The organism is Streptomyces sp. NPDC048606, from assembly GCF_040650855.1.
Classification (GTDB): domain Bacteria; phylum Actinomycetota; class Actinomycetes; order Streptomycetales; family Streptomycetaceae; genus Streptomyces.
Window position 1 is genome coordinate 14,566 of sequence record NZ_JBEZIB010000024.1, and the last position, 24,280, is coordinate 38,845.

Below are 24,280 nucleotides of genomic sequence, written 5' to 3' on the forward strand. Positions count from 1 at the left end.
AACTCCGGTGGGGCCGGGCTTCAGCCGACCGTGATCCGCCGTACCGGTGTCCCGTTCGCCGCCCAACGGCCTTCGTCCGAAGCGGCGACGAGGCCTTGGCTGGACAGGTCCTTGAGGTGGCGGGTGATGGTCCGCGGGGTGTAGCCGATCGCCTCCGCCAGCTCCGGCACCGTCCGCGGTTCGCCCCCGGTCAGCAGCGCGTAGGTGCGTGCGACGTTCCGGGCGAGCTGGGCGGGAACGGTCGGCTCGGAGCCGACGTCGGGACCGGTGTGCGCCGCCGCCGGAGGCGGGGGCGGGGCGGCGGGCGACCGCCTGCGGATCGGGCGCGGGGTCCGGTTCACGGTCCGGTGTCTGCGGCCTCGCCTGCGCTTGCTCATCCTGGGCCCTCTCCACTCCGTATCGAATCCGTCTCGAACGCGTGTCGTGCAGAACGATCCGTACGCGTCCCGAGGTCGGGGCCCGGGTCATCTTCACCGGGACGGAGGACAACCGCGGGGCGTGCCGGCCGCCCGTGCCGCCCGCCGCGGACCGCCCGTACCGGATCCGCGCCGCACCACGGACACTGGTCGACGAGACGGAACAAGATCGATCGCCGACGGCCGACGACGACAACGACGGCGACGGCGACGGACCAGGGGGAATTCCGATGGACCTCTTCACACCACTCGACTTACCGAACGGTTCGCGGCTCCCCAACCGGTTGGCCAAGGCCGCGATGGAGGAGAGCCTCGCCCACCAGCCCGGGCAGTCACCCGGACCGGACATGGAGCGGCTCTACCGCCGCTGGGCCCGGGGCGGCAGCGGGCTGATCATCACCGGCAACGTGATGGTGGACCGGCGGGCCCTGACCTCACCGAGGACGATCGTCCTCGACGCGCGTACGCCCCCGGAGCCCTTCCGCCGATGGGCGGCGGCGGCCGCCTCGGGCGGCGGACAGGTCTGGATGCAGATCAACCACCCGGGACGGCAGGTGCGGTCGGACCTGCCCGGGGTCGCCTGGGCGCCCTCCGAGGTCGGCATCAGCCTGGGACGCCACACAGCGGCCTTCGCCCGCCCCACGGCCATGACCGAGGCCGACATCGAGGCCACCATCGCCCGCTTCGTCACCACGGCGCTCCTCGCCGAGGCGACGGGGTTCCACGGCGTCCAGATCCACGCCGCGCACGGCTACCTCCTGAGCCAGTTCCTCTCCCCGCGCGTCAACCTCCGCACCGACCGGTGGGGCGGCGGCCTGGAGAACCGGGCCCGGCTCCTCGTCGAGACCGTACGGGCCGTACGCGCCCGGGTCTCGCCCTCCTTCGCCGTCGGCGTCAAGATCAACACCGCCGACTTCCAGCGCGGCGGGTTCGACGTCGACCAGGTCGCGCGGGTCATCGCCCTCCTCGACGGTCTCGGCGTGGACCTCGTGGAGCTCTCCGGCGGCAGCATCGAGAGCGCCGCGACCATGGGGCGTACGTCCGACGACACCACGTTGGGGCGGGAGGCCTACTTCCTCGACCTCGCGGAGCGGCTCGTCGGGTCCGCGACGATGCCCCTGATGCTGACGGGCGGGATCTCCCGCCGGGCCACCGCGGACCGGGTCCTGGAACGCGGGTTCGCCGTGGCGGGCGTCGCCACGGCCCTCGCCCTCCGCCCCGACCTGCCGCGCCGCTGGCACGCCGGCGAGGACCTCCGGGTTCCGCCGCCCCGCTTCTCCTGGCGCGACCAGGACGTGGCCAGCGCCGGAGTGCTGTCCGTCGTACGGGAGCACACGCGCCGCATCTCCCGGGGCCGTCACCCCCGGCCGCGCCTGCCCCCGGTCCTCATCCTGGCCCGGGACGTCCTGGCCAACCGTCGGCAGGTCCGGGCGTACGGCCGGTGGCTGGCCGCGAACCCGGCGCCCGAGGCGCACGCGGCGCCGACGAACTGAACGGCCGGCGGCGGGGGCGGGCGCGGCCGGGGGCGGGCGCGGCCGTCAGTGGGTGTCGTAGCGGACCGGGAGCGAGGTCAGGCCGCGGGCGCGCAGGGAACGGCGCCAGGTGGGGGCGGGGCCCGCGGGTTCGAGGGTGGGAAAGCGCTCCAGGAGGGCGGCGAGGGCGATCTCGGTTTCGGCGCGGGCCAGGGCGGCGCCGAGGCAGTAGTGGATGCCGTGGCCGAGGGCGACGTGGCCGGCGGTGTCGCGGTCGAAGTCGAGGACGTCGGGTCGGGAGAAGCGCGCCGGGTCCCGGTTGGCCGCGGCCGGGGACAGCAGGACCGTCTCCCCCGCCGGGATCGTGACGCCGGCGATCGTGACGTCCTCGGTCGGGAAGCGGCGGATCGCAAGGAGGACGGGGCCTTCGTAGCGCGTGAGTTCCTCGACGGCGGCGGGGAGGAGCGAGGGGTCCTTGCGGAGCAGCTCCAGCTGTTCGGGGTGTTCGAGCAGGGTGTGGAGGGCGTTGCCGATGAGCTGGACGGTGTTCTCGTACCCGGCGAAGAGGATGAGGAAGGCGAGGGACATCAGCTCGTCCTCGCCGAGGCGGTCCCCCTCCCCGTCCCCTCCGCCGTCCCTGTCCCCGTCCCCGTCCCGTACGGCGATCAGGTCGGACAGCAGGTCGTCGGCGGGCCGCGCGCGCTTGTGCGCCAGGAGTTCGGTGAAGAAGCCGAGCATCGCGACCACCGCCTCCTTGGCGGCGGCGGGTCGTTCGGGGTCCGGTGCGACGAGGGCGTCGGTCCAGGAGCGGAAGTCGGGGCGGCGGTCCTCGGGGATGCCGAGCAGGTCGCAGATGACGATGATCGGCAGCGGGCCCGCGTAACCGGCGACCAGGTCGGCGGTCCCGGCCGTGCCGAGGGCGTCGAGGAGGCGGTCCGCGGTGGCGCGGATGGGGGTGCGGAGCTGTTCGACGCGGCGCGGGGTGAAGGCCCGGCCGACGAGCTTGCGGATGCGGGTGTGGTCCGGGGGGTCCATGTTGAGCAGGTTCGCGTCGAGGGCGGGCGGCAGGGCGAGGCCGCGGTAACCGCCCTCGGCGGCGTTCCTCTTGTCCAGGGACAGCCGGGGGTCGGCGAGGGCGGCGCGCACGTCGTCGTAGCGGGTGACCAGCCACGCCGGCAGCCCGTCGGTCCCGGCGATGCGGCGAACGGGTGCGGAGTGGCGCAGCCGCTCGTAGACGGAGTGGGGGTGCTCGACCAGTTCGCCCTGAAGATCCATGGGGCCACCCTAGGTCGTGGGCACGACCAGACGGCCACCGGGCTTCGTGCGGGCGGGAGTTGTCGGGGTGTGCCGGCGGGACGGCAGGTGTTGCCACGGGGCCGGAAATGCGCTCGGGCCGCCGGTGGCGGGCGTGTGAGCATGGTGCGGACGGGTGGCGCGCCGGCCTGCCCGTGCGGATCGGACGAGGGGTGGACGCGTGGGGAAGATGTCGGATGAGGAGCGGCGGCGTGTTCCGTCGTCGCCGCCGCCCGAGTTGGTCGCCGAGGCGGCCGCGAACCCGGGCGGTTCGGTCGCGGTGATCGACCGTGACCTGGTCAGTGACCCCAACGGCTTCGTCCCGGGGGAAGCCGTCCAGGGGGTCTGGCGGGTCGGTGCGGACGGGAAGCTGACCGGTGAGTTCGTGGAGAACCCGAACTACGGTCCGCCCCAGGACGACTTCGCGAGGCTGACGGATCCGGATCACTGGCTGGGGTGGCTCGGTGAGCGGCCCGCCGTCGCTGTGCGCGAGTCCATCGAGGGGATCCTGCGGGAGCAGGTTCCCGACGCGGTACTGGAGTGGTTCAAGGTGCCGGAGGTTCCGCGCTACCTCACGGGGGCCCGCCGGGGGACGGACGGCGCGAACACCGTGCTCGTCACCCGGGCGGGCATCGCCGTGCCGTTCGCGTTGTCCGTGGTCAGTCCCGGACGCAGGCGGGAGATCCTCCAGGGGGTGTTCACCTGGGTGGCCGTCGGTCTCGACCGGCCCGACGGGCGCAAGGACCGCGTCTGGTTCGACCTGCGGGCCGGTCTGGACTGGGCCGAAGCGGAACTGCGCGAACGGATCCACCTCGTCGGCGGGGGCCGGGGCCCGGACGGCGCCTGAGAGCCGTACGCCCGTGCGCCCGTACGCCCGCAGGCCGCAGGGCCCCCGGTCAGGCGGCCCCGGTCAGGCGGGGACGCCCGCCCGGTCCAGGACCGCGGTCATCTCCGCCTCCGGCAGCGCGGGGTTGGCACCCGCGCTGGACGCCAGTTCGGGGACGGCGAGGGCCTCGCGGAGCCTGGGCAGCGGGAGCCGCGGATCGCGGGCCGCCTCCTGCCGCGTCCGGACCGTCGGGTCGTGGCTGAGGCTTTCGATCAGCGCGGGGGTGGCGGCCGGGTCCCGTACGGCCAGCCGGCGGAAGTGACCGTCCGGGTGGTCCGCGTAGCGCGCGGCGAGCCCCTCGCGCCGGAAGCGGGGGTGGGTTTCCGCCATCCAGGCCGAGAACGTCCCGCCGAGCCGCGCGTACACGCGCATCAGGACCTCCTCCGACGGGTCCGGGTGGTGGATGCCCAGGTGGGCCTCCACCACGGGGTCCTCGACGCGGACCAGCGTGCGCAGCAGGTCCGGCGGCAGGTGGGGGCTCCGGGCGACCGCGCGCCGCAGCAGCGGGTGGGCGGAGGTCGCGGCCCGGCGCAGCACGTCGGGGTCGGCGCGCCCGTCCCGCACCCACGCGACGTCCCCCCTCGCGAGGTCCCCCACCGTGAAGTCGATCGCCATGCGGCGCGCCTCGTCCAGCTCGGGCCGGACGGAGACCGCGAGGCGTACGTCCTCGTCGGGGTCGACCGCGAGCCGTTCCACGAGGTCGGCGGGGAGCGAGGGGTTCTCGGCGAGGGCGGCGAGGTGCGTCCGCTCGGCGAGGCACCGTTCGGCGTCGGCGCGGCGGAGGAGCCCGTGGCGCAGTGCTTCGGGGGCGGCCTGCGGGTCGTGGAGGAGTTCGGCGGTGAGGTGTGCGTCGTGTCGGCACGCCCACAGCGCGGCGGCCCGTCGTACGTCGGGGTCCGGGTCGGCGGCCAGGGCCGACCGGTCGCCCTGCGCCAGGGCCTCCCAGTCACGCACCGCCCTGAGGCGTGCGGCCGGATCGTGGTGCGTCGCCAGCGCGGTCGTGAACGACGGTGCCAGGTGGGGCGAGTCCAGCAGGGCCTCGCGTACGAAGGCGTCGGGGTCGTCGAGCAGGCGGGCGCACACGGCGTCCGCGAGCGGCTGGACGGTCGTACGCGGCGTGTGGTCCTCGGATCCGAACGCGAGGGCGGCCCGCACCTTGGGGGACGGGTCGTCGACGAGTCGGGCCCGCTGCTCGGGGTCGGCACCGGTGCTCATCGCGAGGTGTGTGCGGGCGTTGCGGACCGGATGGGCCAGGATCAGCGCGACGGCCTCTTCGGGCAGTCCGGCCCGCTGGACGGCCTGCCGGGGCGGGCCGTACCCGTCTCCCTCGAAGGCCAGCAGGCGCAGGAGCAGCGGGGTGGGCAGCGCGGGGTTGCGGGCGACCCCGTCGAGTGCGGATGCGTGGAACGCGACCATCGCTTCTCCGATCCCCGTGGCTCGTGGCTCGTATCTCGTGCCTCCCCGGTGTACGGGCAGACACCATGATCGCCCATGCCCGGGCCCGGGCATCATGGCCCGTGTGACGGAAGGTACGGGCGGTACGAACCCGGGTGGGCGGGAACGGTACGCGCTGACCAGTACGGAGGACGACCACCTCTGGGGCACGTGCTCCGAGGCGGAGGGCCTGTTCGGCGACTTCGGGCGGGCGACGTACGAGCTGCTCGGTTGGGAGCCGGAACGAGCCGACGCACCGGGCCGCTTCGACCACCGGGTGTGGCTGGTACCGGAGGACGGCGCCCTCGACCCCTGGCTCCTCGACGACGCGCGGGCGCCCGGCCCGCACAGCCCGCGCGGCCCGCACCCGCGCCGGGACTCCCTCGTGCTCACCGGCACCGACGACCACCTCGGCCCGCCGGAGGGCCACCGCGGTCCGGTCCGCGTGCACGACGGGTACCACTGGCTGGGCTCCTGCCGGGAGTTCGCCCGCGTCCTGCCGGACGAGCGGCCCTCGCCGCCGCTCGTCCTGCGGGGCCTGGCACCCGGTGAGCGGCTGCGTCGGGCCCTGGCGACGGGCGGTCGGCGGGCCCTGGACCTGGACGAGGCCTGGCTGGAGGTACGGGACGACACCGGCGAGGCGCTGACCGAGGTGTTGTTGCGACCCCGGGTCCGTGCGTGGGGCCCGTCGGCGCTCGGGCCGGACCTGATCGACCTGGAGCTCGTCACCGGCCCTCCCCGCGCACCCCGTGCCCGGCCGTGCCCGACCGATCTGGGAGCGCAGGCTCACCGGGCCACCGCGCGCCCGCAACGCGTGGGCCGACGTCGACGCGCACGGGCGCGACACCTGGCTCGGCCTCGTCCGCGACCGTGGCTGCGCCCTCGCGTACCCGGCCCGGCCGGCCGGGCGGGTCCACGAGCTCGACGGGCGGTACGTCACCGACGAACCGGGCCTGTGGCTGGCGCTCGGCGAGGCGGTGAACGGCCCGGGCGGCTACTTCGGCGGCTGCGTCGACGCCCTGGTCGACTGCCTGCGCGGCGGCTTCGGCCTCACCCGCCCGGCGGAACTGATCTGGCACGACGCCGCCACCGCCCGCGCGCACCTGTCCCACCTCCTCACACCGGACGGCGACCACCACGACCTGTTCGCCCTGGTCCTGGAGGTCCTGACCGAGCGCGGGATCCACGTCACCTTGAGGTGAGGCTCCGGGAGGTCCGGTCGCCCGGTGCCTGCCCCGGCGGGTCCGCCGGGCTCAGTTCTCGGAGAGCGGGTAGTCCGGCGACCAGCCCGTGGCCGTCGACGAGGTTCCGGCCGCGCGCTCCTGCGTGGCGGCGGTGGCCGTCGTGAAGGTTGCGGCGAAGGTGAGAACGGCCAGGAGCGCGGCAACGGCGGCGGCGCGTGCGGTCGTCCTGCTCGGAGTCGACATCTGCTTGCCCTCCCGTGATGGACGCGGATGCCCACTGTAGGTCCGCTCAGTGGCCCGCCCCCAGGGGTGCTTCGGACATCACCAGGATCCGGCCGTCCACGGTGCCGACGAGCAGGTGTCCCGCGGGGGCGACGGCCAGGGACAGTGCGGTGGTCGGCGTCCCGTCGACCTTCAGGTCGGTGTGCCATCGCACCGAGCCGTCGTCGGCGTCGAGGGCGGTCAGGGCGCCGGTGTTGTAGGCGACGTAGACCGTCTCGCCGTCGGTGTCGAGGGCGGTGGCGGGGTGGTCGGTGCGGTGCTGCCAGCGCACCTCGCCGTCCAGGGAGCGGCGTACGACGTAGGCGCCGCCGGGCTGGAGTCCGTGGCCGTGGTGGACGGCGCCGGCGTAGACCAGGGACGGTCCGATCTCGGCCGCGGGGCCGCCGAAGTGGTGCTCCTGCGGTACCCAGGAGTGCGGGAAGAGTCGGCGCAGCGTCCCGTCGGCGGCCACGGCGGTGACCCACTTGTCGCGGTGCGGGGCGTCCGGGTCGGTGCCGACCAGGACGTACGGCCGGCTCGCGCGGCGGACCGGGAAGGGGTGGTTGAACAGGTCGAAGCCTCCGACGTCCGGGCCGTCCACCGGGCAGTCCGCCGCCGGGCCGTCTCCCGATCCGCTCTCCGGGCCTTCGAGGTCGAACATCAGCAGCGCCGCGGGCTGTTTGCGGCGGCCGCCCGACGGCCGGAGGATCGTACGGCGGCGGTCGCCCGGGACCAGTACCGTGAACACGCCCGGACTCAGCGTCTCCAGCACCCGCCCCGTGTCGACGGCGATCCGGGCCAGCCGGGTCGGGGAGGTCTCCCAGTGCCGCCCCTTGCGGCGCCCGAGGCGTTCGGCGTTGGTCCACACCGAGGCGCCGTCGGACGCCGGCACCAGCTGTCGGCCGCCCTCCTCGTCCTCCACCGCCCAGCACCGCTCCCCCGACGGCAGCCACGCCTCCGCCAGGACCCCGTCCAGGGCGGCCAGTACGCGCCCGTCCCGCATGCCCTCGACGGCCCACACCCGTCGGCGCGGCGACCACGGCGGACCGCCGGCCCCGGTCGCGAGGTCCGCGAGGGTGCGGCGGGCCGGCGCGCCGTGGTCGGCCCGGACGAACGGGTGCGCGGGGGCGCGCAGTTCCCGGGCACCGACCCCCCTCGGCCCGACGGCGCTCCAGTCCGCCCGGTCCACGACGACGGTGTGCCCCTGCTCGGCGGCGCGCGGGTTCTCGTGGTCGTCGTACGGGGCCAGGACCAGGCGGAGTGCCGACGCGTCGCGCCACCGCACGTCGAGGACCTCCCGGGGGTGCTCCAGCGCGGAGACGACCGCACCCGAGTCGAGGTCGATCAGCAGCAGCTCGCCCTCGAAGGCGTAGCCGCCGTCGTACCGGCCGGTGCCGACGGCCAGCAGGGGCAGGGCGGGGTGGAAGGCGAGGCAGCGGACGGGGTACCGGGACCGCACCAGGTGCCGGCAGCGCAGCCCGTCCCGCTCGTAGACGCCGATCCGGTACCCCGTCCACCGGGAGTCGGCGGTGCCGCTGCCGCTCCACTGGACGTACCCGAGGTCCCCGCCCACGGCGACGGTCCGCGAACGCCCGTCCACCACCGCCCTTGCGGGTTCTCCGATCTCGGCGAAGGGGCCGTCCCCGAGCACGCGTCGGACGGTGGGCACAGGGGTCATACGGGTTCCTCCCGGGAGCGCGGCACGGCGCGGCACGGTGCGACAGGGTGCGGCACGGTGCCGGTCCATGATCCCGGCCGGGGAGGAGGCGTACCAACGCGTTTCGGGTCCGCGGTGCGCGGCCTGCGGCCGGTGGGGGTTCGTCAGGACGCGGGCCGGTGGAGCCAGGGTGCGCCGGTCGCCCAGAACATCACGTCGGCGCCCAGGGTGCCGCCGCCGAAGTCGACGAACTCCTTCTTGGTGTAGGGCTTGCCCGTCGCGGGGTTGGTGTACTCGAAGTCGGGTTCCTGCACGGCCATGGCGACGAGGGGGAGGCGGTCCCGGTAGCGGGCGAAGAAGGGGTAGGAGTTCTCCATCTGCGCCGGCCGGTTCGGCAGGACGTCGGGGCCGCCCAGACCGATGCCGTGGGTCGCGGCGAACTCGAAGGTCTTCTCCATGTAGCCGTGGTCGTTGTTCCACTCGCCGGGCCAGAAGTTCACGTACTGGATGAACTTCGTCCGCTTGAAGACCTGGGCTCCGTAGCGCATGTTGTCGAGTTCCGCTTCGAAGTAGGACGCGTCGGTGTATCCGCTGTGGTCCTTGGTCAGGTCGACCTGGGTGGCGGTCTCGGGCAGGTTCACGCCCGCCAGACGGCCGTCGAAGCGATCGGCGAGGGCCTTGAGCAGGCTCTGGAACCGCGCGCGCACCTCGGGGTTCCACTGGGCGGCGACGGCGCCGGGTTCACCGGCTCCCAGCCCGTTCTCGTTGGTGGTGGCCGCCGCGCCGCCGGCGTACCGGGGGTCGGTGAGCAGGTAGTTCGGGAGGCGCGTGGGGGCGCTGAAGAACCGGTCCTGGACCTGGACGAACAGCTTCTTCCCCCGCGCCCGGACCTGGCTCAGGGCGTCCTCGACGGCGGAGAAGTCGTACTGGTCCTTCCGCGGTTCCAGGGCCTTCCAGGGCACGACGACCTGCGCTCCCGCGATGTCGGGCCGGTCGAGGAGGGGCTTGACCTCGGTGTCGAAGTCCCCGATGGAGGAGTAGAGGTAGTTCGCGGGAGCCGGCGCGGAAGCGGGAGCGGGAGCGGGGGCCGCGTGCCGGACGGCGGGGGCGGGGGCCGGCGCGGCTGCGGCCGGCGGCGCCGCGCCGAGGTGCGCGAAGGGCGTGGCCAGGAGGACACCGATCATGGCGGACAGTCGTCGGATCGTCATGAACGGCGAGGCTACGAAGCACTTCTAAGAAGGTTGTGAGAAACCGCCGCGCCCCCGCCCCGCCCGGTCAGGTGCGCGGTTCGAGGGCTCCCAGGCCCAGGACGCGGAGCGTGTGCTCGGCCATCTTGAGGTGGCCGACGGCGTTGGGGTGGGCCGGGTCGTCGAGCCAGGAGATCGGGTCGGCGCCGTCGAAGTGCTCGTTCCAGTAGGCCTCGTGGTCCACGAGCAGTGCTCCGGTCTCCTTCGCGATGTCCCGTACGGCCTGGGCGTACGCCGGGAGCGTGCCGCGGGCCTCGCGGCCGGCGATGCTGACCAGCACCGGGGTGTGCAGGACGATCTGGGTGTCCTCGCCCGTGCGGGCGATGAGCTCGCGCATGGCGTCGTGGAACTCCGGCAGCCCGTCCAGGCCGGCGCGGGCGTCGTTGGTGCCGAGGGATATGGACAGGACGTCGGGTGCGAAGCGTCCGATGAGGTGGTCGTAGGAGCCGAGCACGTCGACGGCGCGCCAGCCGGAGACACCGGTGTTGACGACGATGTCGGTCAGCCGGTCCAGCTGCCACCTGACCCGCTCCTGGAGGTGTTCCACCCAGCCGCGCGCTCCGTGGGTGTGCAGTACGGCCTGGGTGATGCTGTCGCCGGCGGCCACCCACGTCATGGGTGCGGTGGAGAGGCGGATCATGTCGTTTCGCTCCGGTGCGGTCGTGAGGGGCTCCGGCGGCTGCCGATGCCCGGGGTCCTGCTGTCCTGCTTGAGATCGGAAACATAACGCCGGCGCGGCACGGTCCTCTTCCCGTCCCGGCGCCGTCACGTGGTCCGCCGCGCGACGCACAGCGCGCGGACCTCGTCGAGCAGGGTCCGGTGGTGCTCGCCGTACGTGTTCACCGCGTGCCACACGGCCTCCAGCGCCGCCTTCAACGGGTCGGCCTCGGCCGCCGCGAGCACCGTGGGGAGGGCCGCGTGCATCTGGGAGGTCCATGCGCGTGCCTGGAGAGTACGCCGGGCCTGCGCCGCGACCCGGTACCCCACGTCGACCGTCATCACCGGTACCTCGTCGTCGGACGGGTCCGGCGGTATCAACCCTCGCAGCCCCCTGCCGAGCCGGCTACGCCGCTGCCGGGCGTCCGTCGGCCCGGGCGGAGCCGCGGGAAGCGGTGGCCATACGTAGGGCGGTCGTTCGGGAGGCACCGCCTCGACCACCCACCTGTCCGGCAACCCGGAGTCGGCGTACACCGCCTCCCACAGCCGGGCCTCCTCGTGGAACGGCGGCGGCAGCGGGCGTCGCCCCTCCGTCACCGCCGTGAGCGCGACGTCGACCCAGGCGAGGCCGTCGAGGCCCGCCGCCTCGCAGGCCCTGCGGGCCGCCAGGACGGCCACCGCCCGCTGCGTATCGGGGTCTTCGGCACCCAGGGCGTGCACCAGGTCGCTGTCGAAGGGGAGCAGGCGGGCCACGTTGCCCCCGATCCCCCGCAGCGCTTCGCTCGGCGGCCGTCCGCCCCAGGCCCACCGCTCGTGGTGCGCCCGCTCCTCCTCGACGGCCCGCTCGTACGCCTCCCGGGCCAGGCGTTCCGTCTCGGCGCGCTGCTCGGGCGTCGGTGGCGGGGGAAGTTCGCGTGCGACGCGGTGCCAGTACGCGGCGGCGCGGGACGTCTGGGCGGAGCAGTCGGTCCGGGGCGGGCGGCGCGGGCCAGAACTGCAGGAGGTAGTCGTCGAGCCGCGGCTCTCCGGACAGCCTGATCGCGCGCTCCCGCGCCGCGTCCATGCCCCGGGCGCTGTACCGCACCCAGTGTCGACCGGGGGCAGGCCCAGCTCCCACGTGTCCCCGCCGCCCCACTCCGCGAGGGTGGTGGACAGTGGTCCCGGGCGGAAGGACACCTCGACCACGTCCTCCCAGACGGGGTCGAGGGCGGGCTCCTCGTCCAGGACCTCCACGACGAAGCCGACGCGGCCCGTGTGCAGGCCGGTGTTCAGCCAGAGCGTGCCCGCGACCGCCGCCCCGCACAGGCCCGTGCCCTGACCCGCCAACGCCTCGGTCAGATCGGGGGACCCGCTCGCCGGGTCGCTCCAGACGTGGATCTGGCCGTACTCGATCCTCACCTCGCCCATGACCGGTCTGCGCACCACGGTCCCCGCCCCCTTCCGTCACGGTCGATCATGCATCGGGACACCGACAACGGGCCGCTGGTACCTTGGGCCGCGGCCCCACACATCGGCCCACACATCGGCCCCGCACAGGGGCGGACCGCCTGCCCTCCGGACGGAGACGACCGCGTCCGGACGACCGCGCGCCGAGCTCGGCGCGTGACGTACACATCTCCCCCGGTCGCCACCACTGCTGGAGTTTCCGCATGACTTCTCACCTCACCGGCCTCGTCCTCGACTTCGGAGGGGTGCTCACCACGCCGCTGCTGCCCGCGGTGCTCGGTTTCGAGGAGCGGGAGGGGCTGCCGCAGGGCGCCTGCGTCAACGCCCTGTACCTGGACGCGGAGAGCGTCCGGCTCACCCACGAGCTGGAGCGCGGCGGGATCACCCAGACGGAATGGAACGCGGCCGCCGCGCCCAAGCTGGGTGTCGCTCCGGACAACCTGATGGGGCGGATCTTCGCGGACCTCCGGCCCGAGCGGGCCGTGATCGACGCGGCCGCCGCCGCGCGGCGGGCCGGGATCACGGTCGGGATCCTGTCGAACAGCGTGGGGCTCTCCCCCTGGAACCTGTACGACGGCTACGACCTGGACCTCCTCTACTCCCACGTGGTCATCTCCGAGCTCCACGGGATGCGCAAGCCGGACCCGGACATCTTCCGGCTCGTGCTCAAGTCGATGGGGTTGTCCGCCGAGCAGTGCGTCTTCGTCGATGACACGGAGGAGTACGTGACGACCGCAGAGGCACTCGGATTCACCGGAGTCCACGCCCGGCAGCCGCAGAAGACCGTCGCCCGGCTCGAAGCGCTCCTGGGCGTGCCGCTGTCCGACGGCCACTGAGCCGCCACGGGCGACGGGTGGCGGGGTTGCTCGGGCCGGGGGGTCGTTCGTAGATTCGATTCGGGTTGCGGTGGGGGGCGGCTCGCCCGTCGTCGAGGAGGTTCCGTGTTTTTCAGCATGAAGATCAGTCAGCCGATGACGCCCGAGGAAGAAGCCGCGCACGAGGCGGCCACCATGGCGTTCAACGAGGCCTGCGACGAACGCGACGCGCTTCCCCCCGGACCGCCCTACGATCGCCACAGCACGGCCGCCAACATACGTCAGCACCGGGCGGAGACGATTCCCGGCTACCTCGCCGCGGACCGCAAGGTCCACCGGGCGTACTGGGCGTCGACGGCGACGGACCTGACGAATCTTCACATCCGCATCACGGCGATGTCGTACCACGTGACGGTGATGCACCGGCTGGGCATGATCATGACCGACTACGAGCGACCGCCCTACCCGAAGCAGCCGTCCTACCTGTGGTTCGGTCCGGAACAGGACGCGATGAAGGCGGAGAACCCCGAAGGCCTGGCCGCGGCCCGGGCCGCGCACGACGAGAGCGTCGAGGCGCACCGCCTCTGGAGTCCGCAGGACGTCCGCGGCATACCGGAGCACAAACTCCAGTACGGCGTCGGCGAGTACTTCGTCACCCCGGAGGAGATCGCCGCCGCGCTGGCCGCGTACCGCCTGCGCTCGGACGACGAGGTGATGGCCGCCATCGCCACGGTGGGGAAGGTCGAGGACGCGGAGGAGGGGGAGGACCTCCAGGTTTACCCGGTGGGCATCGGGACCGGTGACTGGATCACGTGGATCACCTACCTGGAACGTGCGCGGCGGCGCGGCGGCTTCAGCGTGGAGGGCGGCGACCTCTGAGCCGGCGCGTACGCCGCGACGTGCGCGGAGCCGTGCCGGGAGCCGTGCCGCCGAAGCCGCCGGCGGGGTCGCGCCGGCGGCTTCGGGGGTTGGGTCGGTGCGGCTCAGGCGGTGGTGCGGCGGCGACGCTTGCCGGTGCCCGCCACGAGCGCGGCGCCCATGGCGAGGGCCACGCCGGCGCCGCCGAGGGCCCAGGTGGTGGCCGGGTCGGAACCGGTGGTGGCGAGCTGGCCGCCGCCGGTGGTGGTGCCCGTTCCGGTGGTTCCGGTGCCCGGGTTGACGATCGGCGTGGTGGTCGTACCGCCGTCAGGCTTGGGCTGGTTGCCGGTGTTGCCGCCGGTCTGGCCCCCACCGGTCTGACCCCCGTCCGTCTGACCGCCGCCACCGGTGTGGTTGCCCGGGGCCTCGATCGAGGTGTAGCTGAAGATCAGCGGCGACATGATGTCGGAGTCGTAGCCCGCGTCGACGACGAAGAAGGCCTTGCCCTGCGGGGCGTCCGGCGCGACCTTGACGCGCAGCTGGATGTCGAGCTTCGCGTTCCTGGCGATGGCGCGCTCGAACTCGATGCCCGCGGTGTCCAGGTCGAGCGGCTTCCCGGCGACCCAGTTCTTGCCGTCCCACACCTCGACCTGGAGGTGCTTGGCCTTGAGCTTGTTCGCGGGGTTGCCGAAGAACATCTCGAAGTTGTACCGGTCGTACGCGCCCTTGCCGGTGTTGTCGACGCTCAGGGTGAGCGGCTTCCACGTACCGTCGGCGGTGAACCCGGTCTTCGGTACGCCCTTCAGCTCCACCTTGGGGCCGAGCTGCGCGGTCTCCTTCGCGGGCGTCACCTTGGACTCGTACCGGACGCGGTCGGCGGAGCCGCCCTGGGCGGTCGTGCTCAGCGAGAAGCGGCTGGTGGGCGTGTCCTGGGCGAACTTCATGCGGAGCTTGAGGTCGAAGACCTCGTCGGCCTCGATGTCGACGTCGGCGACGGAGAAGCTGTAGACCTCTTCCGAGCCGTACGCCTCGACCTTGTGCCAGCCCCAGGTGCCTGCGGCGTTGGGGGCGTAGACCTCCGCCTGGATGTCGCCCGCCTCCCAGCCGAAGGTGTCGAGGGTCCACAGGACCAGTTCGAGCGAGTAGTCGTTGGCCGCGGGGCGGCCGGAGTTGTCCACGTGGAGCGAGAACTCGCGCCAGTCGGCGCCCGCCTTGAACGCACCGGGAAGCCCGGTCAGCGTCGTCGTCGGGGCCTTCGCGGCCTTCTGGTCCTTGGCCGCGCCGGCCCCGGGCTTGGCCTGGTCCTTGGCCGCCTCGGTGGTCTTGGGAGCGTCGGTCTTGGGTGCGTCCGGCTTCGCCTGCCCGGTCTGGCCCTTGCCGGCCTCGGGCTTCGCCTGCTCCTTCGGTGCCTGCGCGTCCTGGCCGGCCGCCGGGGCCGCGTCTTCCTTGGGTGCGGTGTCCGGCGTGGTCACGGCCGGGTTCTGCACCTCGTCAGCCATGGCGGGAGTGGTCATCAGCACGGTCGGTCCGACCACGGCCGCGGCGGCCACGACGGCGATGCGCTGGATCTTGAGCTTCATCTCTTCGGTTCCCCCTCGTCAGCCCCTGCACGCACAGCGCGCATCCCCTGGGGCCTGTCAACATCATCTTTGAATATGGTTCAGCGTAGCCGCCCCCGTCCAGAAGATTTTTCGCAGTACGTCACCTTCCGGCCGGCCCCTGACGCACCCACCGAGCGAGATCGAGAGCCGGGTGACGATGGTGTGCGCCCCCGTCTTCGGCATCCTGATCGCCCTGGCCCTCGACCGGATCATCGGCTTCCGCGCCTGCGAGCACCGCGTCGTCGGCTGTCTCGCGGTGGCCGCCGCGCTCGTCCCGATCCTGTCGCTGCCTCTGGTCACCGAGGAGCGCGAAGGAACCCAAGACGGTCGCCGACCGCCTGATCCGGCAGATCGACCCCTCCTGACCCGCTGACGAGGGACGCGGGCCTCGCGAGCCCGGCCACGTGGAAGGGCCCCACCGGCCGTCGAGGAACACGTCGGGGTTGCCCTGGCACTTGTAGCGGCCGACTATCAGAAAGCCCGTCACGCATAGCGCCCGCTCCATACACTGAGTGGGGTCGCACCCGGGAAAATTAGACCCTACCCAACGATCCATCCGGACTCCGAAGGGATCAAGAATTGAAAGGGAAGAACACGTTCCGCAGCCCATGGAATGTTTTCCTGTGCGGGATCGGACTTCTCACGCTGTTCGTTGGTTACGCCACCGCTTCCCGAATGCCGTGGAGCGAGGCCCCCTTCACCATCACCGTGTGCCTCTTCGCCGGCCTGTGGGTGTCGATCAGGGCGGCATTGTGTGTGGCATGGGTCGACGCCTCAGGAGTCAGATACTTGGGGATCCTCACCTGGAAGCGGATTCCATGGGCCGCCATTGAGGAAGTCACCTGCGAGTTTCGCAGCGGCACCTTCATGTCCTCTGCCATGCCGGTCCTGAAGCTCAAGAGCGGCGAGTCGGTGTCACTCGACGGGCTGGCCGGCTACACCACTGGGGACAACGAGAACATGCGAGTGACCATCCATGTCCATGAGATGAACGCAGCTCACAGTCTGTACCAGAAAAGAAACGGTTAGTCGATCAGCCAATCAAAAACAACGGGACCGCAGTCCATGAGGCTGCGGCCCCGTGTCAGGACCCGCTGATGTTCGGTGACGACGATGGGAACCTTTGATGCAGGGAAAGATGACGTTCCGTAGCGCGTGGAACATCCTCGTCGGCGGGCTGGGACTCGCCTGCCTGTTGGTCGGCTACGCCTGCGTCGCCGGAGGGCTGTGGAGCAAAGAGCCGGTGACTGTATGCCTGTTCGTGATACCCGGGTTATGGATGGTGTTCCGCGCACCGCTGTGTAGGACATGGGTCGACAGCAGGGGGGTCGGCTATGCGGGCATCCTCGCCTGGAAGCAGTTTCCTTGGGAAGCGATAGAGGACATCACGTGCGAGGTACGAGGCGGTGTCCTCTTGACCTCTGCCATGCCGGTGATCAAGCTGAAGGACGGCCGATCGGTGTCCCTCGACGAGCTGGCCGGCTACACCGCCGGAGACGACGAGAACGCCCGCGTATCCATGCAGATCCACGAGATGAACGCCGCACGCAGGCGGTGCCAGAGCAGCAGTAGCCAACGCTAAGGCCTGTCCGCCGGATCTTGGTTTAGTGCGGCCAAGATGCTGGGGACCAGGGGGTTTGGGTCGTTCTTGCGCCACGCGACAGCGACTCGTGTGTGCATGGTGTCGGGCTCGATCCTGCGGAAGGCGACGCCTTTGAGGCGGATCCGGCGGATGCTCTCCGGGGCCAGTGATACGCCGAGGCCGGCGCCCACCAGGGCGCAGACGGTCTGCCATTCCACAGCGTGTTGGGTTACTTGGGGGGTGAAACCCGCCGCGCTGCACAGATCTGCGATCTGGTCGTACAGCGGCGGGCCGACGGCACGCGGCAGCAGCACGAAGGGATGGTTTGCCAACTGATCGACCTGGACGGCTCGTTGGGCCGCGAGGGGATGTGAGACGGGCAGGACGGCCACGAAAGGTTCGGTCAGTACGGTCTCGAACCCGAGTTCCGTGTCATGGGCAGGCGGCTCTCGCAACAGGCCGATGTCGATCGTCCGTTCGCGCAGGGCGGCCAGTTGCGGCATGGTGGTCATCTCCTGGATGTCTAGATCCACTGCGGGAAACCGTTCCCGGAAGGTTCGCAGCAAGCTGGGGAGGACCGTGAGAGCGAGGGAGGCAGCGAAGCCGATCCTCAGGCGGCCGGCCTTGCCGCTGCCGACTTGGCGGGCTGCGGTCAGGCCCTGTGCGAGGTGAGTGAGGGCGAGCCGGGCGGCGGGGAGGAGTTCTCGGCCTGCTGCGGTGAGGCTGATGTGCCCAGGTTCGCGACTGAACAGTGCGTATCCGACCTTGTCCTCCAGACGGCGGATCTGCTGGCTCAGCGGTGGTTGGGCAATACCCAAGCGAGCAGCGGCGCGACCGAAGTGGAGTTCCTCGGCGAGCACGACGAAGGCGTGCAGCTGCGGCAGGGGAAGTTCAGGACGGTTCATACGCTTAGAGATATCACTCTGCATCAAAATGCGTATTAGACGTATCACCGCTGGTCGCTTAGCGTTCGGCGCATGACAGAGCGACGTTCCATTCTCAGCGGCTCGACGTTCGAGGAGCAGATCGGCTATGCCCGCGCGGTCGTCGACGGCGACTGGGTTCATGTGTCCGGGACGACCGGATTCGACTACACCACCATGACGATCTCCGAGGATGTGGTGGAGCAGGCCGAGCAGTGCCTGCGCAATATCGAGGCCGCCCTGGCCGAGGCCAAGTGCACCTTCGCCGACGTAGTACGGGTGCGCTATCTTCTGCCCGACCGGGCCGACTTCGAGCCCTGCTGGCCGACGCTGCGTCGTGCCTTCGGCGAGGTCCGGCCCGCCGCCACCATGCTCATGTGCGGCCTCGCCGATCCCCGCATGAAGATCGAGATCGAGGCGTACGCCCGGCGGATCACCGCGTAACCGTCCCATCCGATCTCGGGGAACGGGGGCATGGTGCCCGAGATCGGGCGGGGCGATTTGACGCATGCCGAGTGGGCACGCCTAGCGCCACTACTACCCGGCGATGGACGACGGGGCGGACGGTGGAGTGACCACCGCACAGTGATCAACGAATCCTCTTCCGTCTGCGCACCGGCGTGCCTTGGCGCGACGTGCCTTCGCAATACGGGCCGTGGAAGACCGCCTACGAACGTCACCGACGCTGGTCGGCAGACGGCACTTGGGACAAAGTCTTGCGCTTGCTCCTGGCCCACGCCGATGCCGAAGGCCGGATCGACTGGAGCATGGTCGGCATCGATTCCACTTGCTGCCGGGCCCATCAGCACGCGGCTGGCGCATGCACGACTCCCCCGCACATCCCAGGACGGCGGGCCGTCCCTGCGCAACATCGGCCCGACGAGGGACTGGGACGTTCACGGGGCGGCCTGACAAGCAAGATTCATCTGGCCGGCGAGGGCGGACGCCGTCCCTTGGCATTCCTGATCACCCCGGGACAGTGGGGCGACGCCCCACAGGTCATCCCGGTGCTGGAACGTCTGAGCGTCCCCCGGCTCACCACCGGCCGCCCCCGCACGCGCCCCGACCACCTCAGCGGAGACAAGGCGTACAGCTCCCGCCGCAACCGCCGATACCTCCGCCGACGCCAGATCAAGCACACCATTGCCGAACCGCGCAGCCAGCGGGCCAACCGGCAACGGCGCGGACGCAGGGGCGGCCGACCCGTCGGCTTCGACAAGGCGATCTACAAGCGTCGCAACGAAGTCGAACGCACGATCAACTCGCTCAAGAACTTCCGCGCCGTGGCCACGCGCTATGACAAGCGTGCCTACGTCTTCCACGGCACCGTCACCCTCGCCACGATCCGCTTATGGCTTCGACCATGATCCGCCGGACAGGCCCTAGACACACGTGCGACGGCAGGCCACAGTCCGACGGGCTGTGGCGACCGGGCAAACGGCTGGAGTACCGAATCCTCGAACCGCCCGGCCGGCGCCCCAGCCCACAAGCCACCCGCTACGGGGTGTCCTCCAGGGACAGGCACCTTGACGTTGGGGGAATCTCGCGCACGCTGTCGTTGATCTTCACCAGCACGTCACCGGCGAGCTGGGAGCCCTTGAAGGAGACCTCCACGGCGGGGACGCGCCCGTAGGTCGTGAAGACCCACACGCCCTTCCGTTCCGCCTCCTCGTCGTTGAGGACCCAGTCGAAGCCGTTCACGTTCACGCAGGTGTCGGTGGTGGGGGCGAGGGGCTGTACTCCGCAGCGCAGCACGACGCTTCCGTCTCCCCAACCCACCACTCCGGCCCCTCCCACGGAGTCACGTGCCCGTCCGAGCAGGTCCTCGGGGAGCCGTGGGACCATCGCGGCGCACGGTGCACTCCGCGCGAACGGCCCCTCCCGCACCCGGTAGTCGTCAAGGGAGTACGCGACTCCGCCACCGCCAATGACGAGAGCCGTCACCGCGGACACCGCGATAATGCGCCTGCGAGCCATTCCCCTGCCCCACCCTTCGAGGTTCTTCGCGCCGACCAGGCCGCTCCACGAGGCATGGAACGGCCGCCGGTACTTCACTGCCGATGATCACACCGGTGGCACGCTCCGGTGGCTTTAGGCTGGCCCGCGTGAGCATTCGGGGGCGGAGTTACCGGTACGTGGGGCCGGGTGCGTTGTTCGGTCTGGTGCGGCCGGGACGGGTGGGGCGGAGCATCCGTTCGGCGGCGGATCTGCGGGAGTGGGCTTCGGTGCTCGGGGCCGCGGAGGCGGTGGAGCCGTTCACCTACGTCGTCGACGCCGCCGGGGTGTTGCGGTGCGCGCCGCGTCGGAGCGAGCACGTGGTGTGTGCCGGTGGCGCGGCGGTCCTGGCCGCCGGGGAGATGAGCCTGCGCGAGGAGGCCGGGCGGTGGGTGGTGGAGGAGGTCAGCAACCAGTCCACCGGGTACTGCCCGGACGTCGACTCGTGGCCGGCCGTCGCCGATGCCCTGGGCGCTGCGGCGATCGAGCACCCGCCCGGCTTCACGCACGCGGTGGTGTTCCGTCGCTGCCCGGCCTGCGGGGAGCTCAACATCGTGCGGGAGGAGTACTTCGTCTGCGTCTTCTGCGACGGGGCGCTGCCCGAGGTATGGAACGTGGCGCCGAGTGAGTGAGGCGGGCCCGGGGTTCGCGAGGGCGATCTCGCGCGGCGCCCCGTCCGCATGCCGTGCCCGCGACGGACGGGCACGGGGCGCCGTCGGCGTCACGCCCCGGGCGCGAGGGTGCGGGCGGCCGGGGCGGGGACGCGCGGCCGTGTGCCTACGTGCCTTCCGGCGCGGCCGGCGCGACCGGTGCGACCGGCGCGGCCGTGGCGGCGGCGAGGTCCGCGGGGCGGATGCGGGCGAAGCGCAGGCTGAGTTCGGTGAGTCCGTCGATGCCCGAGACCCGGATGGGCGACGCCGCATCGCCGTCCCACGCCGGCGCCGCCGGGTCGACCGTGCCGTGCAGGCGCGCGGGGCTCACGCCGGCCAGGGCCGCGTGGATGGTGGCCGCCTCCACCGCGATCAGAGAGTCCTCGTCCGTCAACCCCTGCCGTGCGGCGTACCGCTCGCCCGTCGCGCGGTGCTCCGCGGTCAGGGAGGGGGTGAGGTTGACCAGGCGGTCGGAGATCTCGGTGGCCCGGAGGACGGCCCGCAGTTCGAACGTCGACCACATCGAGATCCGCAGGGGCTTGCCGATGCCGCTCCACGGTTCGAGGGCCCGCCACAGCGGCTCCATCGCCCGGTAGGACCGCCACGCCTGCCGGGTGGAGTCCAGCCCGGGTCCGATGACGGGGAGCAGGAACCCGAGGGTGATCAGGCCCGCCCCCGACGCCGTGAACGGCGGGGCGATGTCGGTGCTCAACGCGTCCCAGGAGTCCGTCCCGGCCCAGCGGGCGGCGACCGCGAGGGCCTTGAGGAGCGCGAAGACCAGGGTGAAGGCGTAGCCCGTCACCAGGAACAGCAGGCCGCGCCGGGTCCATCCCGCCGCCAGCTCGCGCGTCCAGCGCAGGCACTTGGTGATGACCACGATGCTGATCGTGGTGTGGGAGGCCAGGTAGAGGACGATCATCTCCCGGATGAACGGGGTGTTCGCGTAGTACGTGTCGAGGTCCCTCGGGCGTTCGTCGGGGACGTCGCTGAGGGAGAAGAGGACGGCGAAGGCGGTGATGGCGGCGGCAGTGGCCGCCATCCACAGGCGGGTGTGGCGTCGGATGACGGCTTCTGGTCCGCCGCGCCAGTTGATGAGCAGTACCAGCGACGCGCACGCGAAGACGCTGAGGATGGAGTAGACGAGGGGTGCCGAGACGTTGGTGATGCCCGTGAGGCTGTTGACGCGCTGGACCGTGGGGGGTGCCCCGAAGCCGAAGCCGGCGGCCGTCGTCACGAGGATCACGAAGATGGCGCGTGACATGGGGTCGTGCCGGCTGCGCCACAGGGACGGCGACTTCACGAGCAGGGCCAGGAGGAGGACGGCCGAGGGGATGTAGTAGTCCGACCCGCTCACGCTCCGAGGCTCCCCCGGCTCGGGCCGAAGGCGATCGGTTCGCACGCCCCGCCGGCGGGCGTGCTCATTCGTCTCTTCCTCATGAATTCCCCAATTCCCCCATGCCGATTCTCGATTCCCGGACGCCCGCGCCGGGCTTCGCGTTCCCCGACGGCGGCCTCGACGGAGGCAGACCTCGGGTGGGGATGACTTCCGTCCTCAGCACCCGGGCGAGGGCCTCGACCGCCGTGTCGGCGCGGACGCCGACGGGAACGCCGAGGCAGCGAGCCAGATCCGTGGCTGCCGGGGGCGCGCGCGCGTTCCCGCCCGACGCCCATCGGGGACAGTATCCCGTCCACCTCGGGGCCGACTTCGGCGAGGTGCCCGTACGCGTCCCGCACGGGTCGCGTGCGCGTCCCGTACGCGTCCCGATGCGCGTCCCGTACTCGTCCGTAGGCATCGCGCATGGCCGCCCTCCGACCGAACGTGCGGGAAAGACAGGGTTCGGTCGGTCCTCTTGTCAGGGGACGACTCGCGCCGCCACTAGATCACGAAACGATCGTTGATGCAATGAAACGATCGTTGCATGTTGTGCGCACAGAGTTCACAGGCCGCCAGTCATCATTGACCGAATGACAACTATGGTTGGCTAGCTCTGGGGTTGCGCCCGGGGTCCGCACGTAGGGCCGCGCCGCGCATCGGCGCCTTCGAGGCGGCAGTACCGCATCGCAACGAACGGAAACCAGCACCATGCCCACCCTTGAGGGAACCACCCCGCCGCGCCCCCGGGCGATCGTCATAGGCGGCAGCACGACGGGGATGCTCGCGGCCTCGGTCCTGGCCGACTTCGCCGACGTCACCGTCGTCGAGCGCGACGTCCTGCCCGAGGGCCCCGACGCCCGCAAGGGACTGCCCCAGGCGCGCCACGGCCATCTACTGTGGTCCGGAGGGGTGAGGGCGTACGAGGAACTGCTGCCCGGCATCGTCGACGAGCTCGTCGCCCTCGGCGCCCGCCGCACGCCCGTGATGACCGACCTGGTCTCCAAGGCTCCCTCCGGTCAGTGGTTCCGCAGGTGGCAGGGGGCCCGGCACGTCAACCTCGTCTGCAGCCGGGACCTGTTCGACTCGGCCGTCCGCCGCGAGGTCCTACGACGCCCCGGCGTCGGCCTGCGCCGGCAGACCGAGCTCCTCGCCCTGGAGGGCGACGCCACCCTCGTCACCGGGGTCCGCGTCCGCTCCGCGGACGGGGAGGAATCTCTGTCCGCCGACCTCGTCATCGACGCGAGCGGTCGTGGCAGCCACGCCCCCACCTGGCTGCGCGACCTCGGGCTGCCCCCGGTCCCCGAACGGGTCGTGGACGCCGGCGTCGGATACGCGAGCCGCGTCTACCGCGCGCCGGGCACCACCGCCGAGGGCTTCCCGCTCGTCAACGTGCAGGCCGATCCGCGTTCGGCGCCCGGGCGCGGCGGGATCATCCTGCCGGTGGAAGGGGGCCGCTGGCTCGTCACCCTGTCCGGGACCCGCGGCGGCCGGCCCACCCGGCGCAACGAGGACTTCCTCGACTTCGCGCGGTCCCTGAGCGACCCCGTCATAGCCGAGCTCCTGAGCGGGGCGACCCCCCTCACGGACGTGGTCACCACCCGCACCACGGCCAACCGGCGCCGCTTCTACGAGAAGGCCCGGCGCTGGCCGTCCGGCTTCGCGGTCCTGGGCGACGCCGTGGCCGGCTTCAACCCCGTCTACGGGCACGGGCTGACCGTCACCGCGCAGAGCGCGCTCGCGTTGCGCGCGGTGCTGGCCGCGCACGACCTGCGGGCCCCCGGAACGGCGCGACGGATCCAGCGAGCCGCCGCGGGGCCCGTGGGCATCGCCTGGGCCCTGGCGGTCGGGCAGGACGTCTTCTACCCGGGCGCCGGCGAGAAGGGGCCGACCGCGGTGGAGCGGTTCCTCGCCTCGTTCATCGACCGCGCCGTGGACGCCGGCGCGCGCAACCCGCACGCCATGGCCGCCCTCCTGGACGTGATGAGCATGGAGAAGCCGCCGACCCGGTTGTTCCGTCCGGACATGCTGCGCCACATGTTCAGCGGTCCCAAGAAGCCCCTGCTGAGCGGCCCGCCGCTCTCCGAAGCGGAACGCGCGGCCGCCCGTGCGCAGGTGCCGGAGCCGCTCCCCACCGGAGCCGAAGCGGGGTCATGAGGGCGGTTCGGTGGGCGGGACGGCGCCTTCGAGGTCGGTCAGCAGGGCCTGCGCGGCATCGCAGGCGGCCGGTGTCTGGGAACCGTCCGCCCGCCAGTAGGTCATGGCCTTCCGCACGATCTCCATCGTGGGGCCGGCGAGCGACGGATCACGTTCGCAGAGACCGCGGAGCACCACGAGCGTGCCGAGCCGCACCTGCTCGCTCTCCTGGGTCAGCTGCAGTATCGCTTCCACGCGGGGTCATCTCCTGTCGATCAGAGCCGCTGACACTGCATCACATTACGCAGGGATACGGCTACCGACCGTGGCGAGGACTCAAGCGATGCTCAACTGTCCCTGGAGCCGCCGCAGGACCGGGGACCGGGGACCGGAGG

At 71.9% G+C, this 24,280-nt stretch carries 25 protein-coding genes; 12 read left to right on the forward strand and 13 right to left on the reverse strand.

What is annotated here, in order from left to right:
- Positions 1-20 precede the first annotated feature (20 nt).
- Entirely contained in the window at positions 21-341 is a 321-nt protein-coding gene (locus AB0D01_RS24640) for a helix-turn-helix domain-containing protein (protein WP_363058728.1), read from the reverse strand.
- A 305-nt stretch (positions 342-646) separates the two neighbouring features.
- Here AB0D01_RS24640 and AB0D01_RS24645 point away from each other — a divergent pair, with 305 nt between their 5' ends.
- Positions 647-1,909, forward strand: coding sequence for an NADH:flavin oxidoreductase/NADH oxidase family protein (locus AB0D01_RS24645; protein ID WP_363058730.1), 1,263 nt, complete (start codon positions 647-649; stop codon positions 1,907-1,909).
- A 45-nt stretch (positions 1,910-1,954) separates the two neighbouring features.
- On the opposite strand, the gene AB0D01_RS24650 is transcribed toward AB0D01_RS24645, so the two are convergent.
- Positions 1,955-3,163: a cytochrome P450 gene (locus tag AB0D01_RS24650; RefSeq protein WP_363058732.1), complete on the reverse strand. Its 1,209-nt coding sequence runs from the start codon at positions 3,161-3,163 to the stop codon at positions 1,955-1,957.
- 208 nt (positions 3,164-3,371) lie between these two features.
- Between AB0D01_RS24650 and AB0D01_RS24655 the strand changes: the two genes are divergently transcribed.
- Positions 3,372-4,028 carry a hypothetical protein gene (locus AB0D01_RS24655; protein ID WP_363058949.1) on the forward strand — a complete coding sequence of 219 codons (657 nt, stop codon included), beginning with the start codon at positions 3,372-3,374 and terminating at the stop codon, positions 4,026-4,028.
- Positions 4,029-4,091: 63 nt separating this feature from the next.
- On the opposite strand, the gene AB0D01_RS24660 is transcribed toward AB0D01_RS24655, so the two are convergent.
- The gene (locus AB0D01_RS24660) at positions 4,092-5,483 is read right to left on the reverse strand and encodes a Mucin-2 (RefSeq protein ID WP_363058734.1); all 1,392 of its coding nucleotides are present in this window, start codon (positions 5,481-5,483) and stop codon (positions 4,092-4,094) included.
- 767 nt (positions 5,484-6,250) lie between these two features.
- Here AB0D01_RS24660 and AB0D01_RS24665 point away from each other — a divergent pair.
- A complete protein-coding gene (locus AB0D01_RS24665) occupies positions 6,251-6,703 on the forward strand; it encodes a barstar family protein (RefSeq protein ID WP_363058736.1) in 453 nt (150 codons plus the stop codon).
- 51 nt (positions 6,704-6,754) lie between these two features.
- On the opposite strand, the gene AB0D01_RS24670 is transcribed toward AB0D01_RS24665, so the two are convergent.
- The 5 genes from AB0D01_RS24670 to AB0D01_RS24690 all read right to left on the reverse strand — a co-directional run bounded on the left by AB0D01_RS24670 (position 6,755) and on the right by AB0D01_RS24690 (position 11,932).
- Positions 6,755-6,928, reverse strand: coding sequence for a hypothetical protein (locus tag AB0D01_RS24670; protein WP_363058738.1), 174 nt, complete (start codon positions 6,926-6,928; stop codon positions 6,755-6,757).
- A 46-nt stretch (positions 6,929-6,974) separates the two neighbouring features.
- Positions 6,975-8,624, reverse strand: coding sequence for a PQQ-binding-like beta-propeller repeat protein (locus AB0D01_RS24675; RefSeq protein ID WP_363058740.1), 1,650 nt, complete (start codon positions 8,622-8,624; stop codon positions 6,975-6,977).
- A gap of 143 nt (positions 8,625-8,767) precedes the next feature.
- Entirely contained in the window at positions 8,768-9,811 is a 1,044-nt protein-coding gene (locus AB0D01_RS24680; protein WP_363058742.1) for a hypothetical protein, read from the reverse strand.
- Positions 9,812-9,878: 67 nt separating this feature from the next.
- Positions 9,879-10,490, reverse strand: a complete 612-nt coding sequence (locus tag AB0D01_RS24685; RefSeq protein WP_363058744.1) for a GDSL-type esterase/lipase family protein — start codon at positions 10,488-10,490, stop codon at positions 9,879-9,881.
- A 125-nt stretch (positions 10,491-10,615) separates the two neighbouring features.
- The gene (locus AB0D01_RS24690; protein WP_363058746.1) at positions 10,616-11,932 is read right to left on the reverse strand and encodes a hypothetical protein; all 1,317 of its coding nucleotides are present in this window, start codon (positions 11,930-11,932) and stop codon (positions 10,616-10,618) included.
- Between the two features lie 224 nt (positions 11,933-12,156).
- On the opposite strand from AB0D01_RS24690, the gene AB0D01_RS24695 reads away from it, so the two are divergent.
- Positions 12,157-12,789 (forward strand): HAD-IA family hydrolase, encoded by a 633-nt coding sequence (locus tag AB0D01_RS24695; RefSeq protein WP_363058747.1) that lies wholly within the window; start codon positions 12,157-12,159, stop codon positions 12,787-12,789.
- Between the two features lie 105 nt (positions 12,790-12,894).
- Complete coding sequence (locus AB0D01_RS24700; protein ID WP_363058749.1) at positions 12,895-13,647, forward strand: hypothetical protein; 753 nt, start codon at positions 12,895-12,897, stop codon at positions 13,645-13,647.
- Positions 13,648-13,751: 104 nt separating this feature from the next.
- Here the strand turns inward: AB0D01_RS24700 and AB0D01_RS24705 are convergent, their stop codons facing one another.
- On the reverse strand, positions 13,752-15,206 hold the full coding sequence (locus AB0D01_RS24705) for a hypothetical protein (protein ID WP_363058751.1): 1,455 nt from the start codon (positions 15,204-15,206) through the stop codon (positions 13,752-13,754).
- 172 nt (positions 15,207-15,378) lie between these two features.
- Between AB0D01_RS24705 and AB0D01_RS24710 the strand changes: the two genes are divergently transcribed.
- The 3 genes from AB0D01_RS24710 to AB0D01_RS24720 all read left to right on the forward strand — a co-directional run bounded on the left by AB0D01_RS24710 (position 15,379) and on the right by AB0D01_RS24720 (position 16,809).
- Positions 15,379-15,600 carry a hypothetical protein gene (locus AB0D01_RS24710; RefSeq protein WP_363058753.1) on the forward strand — a complete coding sequence of 74 codons (222 nt, stop codon included), beginning with the start codon at positions 15,379-15,381 and terminating at the stop codon, positions 15,598-15,600.
- A gap of 206 nt (positions 15,601-15,806) precedes the next feature.
- The gene (locus AB0D01_RS24715) at positions 15,807-16,256 is read left to right on the forward strand and encodes a hypothetical protein (protein ID WP_363058755.1); all 450 of its coding nucleotides are present in this window, start codon (positions 15,807-15,809) and stop codon (positions 16,254-16,256) included.
- A gap of 97 nt (positions 16,257-16,353) precedes the next feature.
- Positions 16,354-16,809 carry a hypothetical protein gene (locus tag AB0D01_RS24720; protein WP_363058757.1) on the forward strand — a complete coding sequence of 152 codons (456 nt, stop codon included), beginning with the start codon at positions 16,354-16,356 and terminating at the stop codon, positions 16,807-16,809.
- Here AB0D01_RS24720 and AB0D01_RS24725 read toward each other — a convergent pair.
- On the reverse strand, positions 16,806-17,714 hold the full coding sequence (locus tag AB0D01_RS24725; RefSeq protein ID WP_363058759.1) for a LysR family transcriptional regulator: 909 nt from the start codon (positions 17,712-17,714) through the stop codon (positions 16,806-16,808). The two genes, AB0D01_RS24720 and AB0D01_RS24725, sit on opposite strands and share 4 nt — an antisense overlap.
- A 72-nt stretch (positions 17,715-17,786) precedes the next feature.
- On the opposite strand from AB0D01_RS24725, the gene AB0D01_RS24730 reads away from it, so the two are divergent.
- A complete protein-coding gene (locus tag AB0D01_RS24730) occupies positions 17,787-18,176 on the forward strand; it encodes a RidA family protein (protein WP_363058761.1) in 390 nt (129 codons plus the stop codon).
- Between the two features lie 42 nt (positions 18,177-18,218).
- Positions 18,219-19,099 (forward strand): IS5 family transposase gene (locus tag AB0D01_RS24735; RefSeq protein ID WP_363058951.1). Its coding sequence is split into 2 segments (ribosomal slippage): positions 18,219-18,327 and positions 18,327-19,099, totalling 882 coding nucleotides; the frame shifts between segments, so codons are not numbered across the junction.
- Between the two features lie 130 nt (positions 19,100-19,229).
- Here the strand turns inward: AB0D01_RS24735 and AB0D01_RS24740 are convergent.
- Positions 19,230-19,709: a DUF3515 family protein gene (locus AB0D01_RS24740; RefSeq protein ID WP_363058763.1), complete on the reverse strand. Its 480-nt coding sequence runs from the start codon at positions 19,707-19,709 to the stop codon at positions 19,230-19,232.
- Between the two features lie 128 nt (positions 19,710-19,837).
- On the opposite strand from AB0D01_RS24740, the gene AB0D01_RS24745 reads away from it, so the two are divergent.
- Positions 19,838-20,359: a hypothetical protein gene (locus tag AB0D01_RS24745; RefSeq protein WP_363058764.1), complete on the forward strand. Its 522-nt coding sequence runs from the start codon at positions 19,838-19,840 to the stop codon at positions 20,357-20,359.
- 145 nt (positions 20,360-20,504) lie between these two features.
- On the opposite strand, the gene AB0D01_RS24750 is transcribed toward AB0D01_RS24745, so the two are convergent.
- Entirely contained in the window at positions 20,505-21,731 is a 1,227-nt protein-coding gene (locus AB0D01_RS24750; protein WP_363058765.1) for an MAB_1171c family putative transporter, read from the reverse strand.
- A gap of 729 nt (positions 21,732-22,460) precedes the next feature.
- On the opposite strand from AB0D01_RS24750, the gene AB0D01_RS24755 reads away from it, so the two are divergent.
- Positions 22,461-23,906 (forward strand): FAD-dependent monooxygenase, encoded by a 1,446-nt coding sequence (locus tag AB0D01_RS24755; protein ID WP_363058767.1) that lies wholly within the window; start codon positions 22,461-22,463, stop codon positions 23,904-23,906.
- Here the strand turns inward: AB0D01_RS24755 and AB0D01_RS24760 are convergent.
- Positions 23,901-24,140, reverse strand: a complete 240-nt coding sequence (locus AB0D01_RS24760) for a hypothetical protein (RefSeq protein ID WP_363058769.1) — start codon at positions 24,138-24,140, stop codon at positions 23,901-23,903. The two genes, AB0D01_RS24755 and AB0D01_RS24760, sit on opposite strands and share 6 nt — an antisense overlap.
- Positions 24,141-24,280: the final 140 nt, after the last annotated feature.

Coding starts and splice junctions, on each gene's coding strand:
- AB0D01_RS24755 (WP_363058767.1), top strand. CDS start 22,461: ATGCCCACCCTTGAGGGAACCACCCCGCCGCGCCCCCGGGCGATCGTC.
- AB0D01_RS24685 (WP_363058744.1), bottom strand. CDS start 10,490: ATGATCCGCCTCTCCACCGCACCCATGACGTGGGTGGCCGCCGGCGAC.
- AB0D01_RS24695 (WP_363058747.1), top strand. CDS start 12,157: ATGACTTCTCACCTCACCGGCCTCGTCCTCGACTTCGGAGGGGTGCTC.
- AB0D01_RS24660 (WP_363058734.1), bottom strand. CDS start 5,483: ATGGTCGCGTTCCACGCATCCGCACTCGACGGGGTCGCCCGCAACCCC.
- AB0D01_RS24730 (WP_363058761.1), top strand. CDS start 17,787: ATGACAGAGCGACGTTCCATTCTCAGCGGCTCGACGTTCGAGGAGCAG.
- AB0D01_RS24680 (WP_363058742.1), bottom strand. CDS start 9,811: ATGACGATCCGACGACTGTCCGCCATGATCGGTGTCCTCCTGGCCACG.
- AB0D01_RS24675 (WP_363058740.1), bottom strand. CDS start 8,624: ATGACCCCTGTGCCCACCGTCCGACGCGTGCTCGGGGACGGCCCCTTC.
- AB0D01_RS24645 (WP_363058730.1), top strand. CDS start 647: ATGGACCTCTTCACACCACTCGACTTACCGAACGGTTCGCGGCTCCCC.
- AB0D01_RS24650 (WP_363058732.1), bottom strand. CDS start 3,163: ATGGATCTTCAGGGCGAACTGGTCGAGCACCCCCACTCCGTCTACGAG.
- AB0D01_RS24705 (WP_363058751.1), bottom strand. CDS start 15,206: ATGAAGCTCAAGATCCAGCGCATCGCCGTCGTGGCCGCCGCGGCCGTG.
- AB0D01_RS24740 (WP_363058763.1), bottom strand. CDS start 19,709: ATGGCTCGCAGGCGCATTATCGCGGTGTCCGCGGTGACGGCTCTCGTC.
- AB0D01_RS24670 (WP_363058738.1), bottom strand. CDS start 6,928: ATGTCGACTCCGAGCAGGACGACCGCACGCGCCGCCGCCGTTGCCGCG.
- AB0D01_RS24720 (WP_363058757.1), top strand. CDS start 16,354: ATGCAGGGAAAGATGACGTTCCGTAGCGCGTGGAACATCCTCGTCGGC.
- AB0D01_RS24655 (WP_363058949.1), top strand. CDS start 3,372: ATGTCGGATGAGGAGCGGCGGCGTGTTCCGTCGTCGCCGCCGCCCGAG.
- AB0D01_RS24725 (WP_363058759.1), bottom strand. CDS start 17,714: ATGAACCGTCCTGAACTTCCCCTGCCGCAGCTGCACGCCTTCGTCGTG.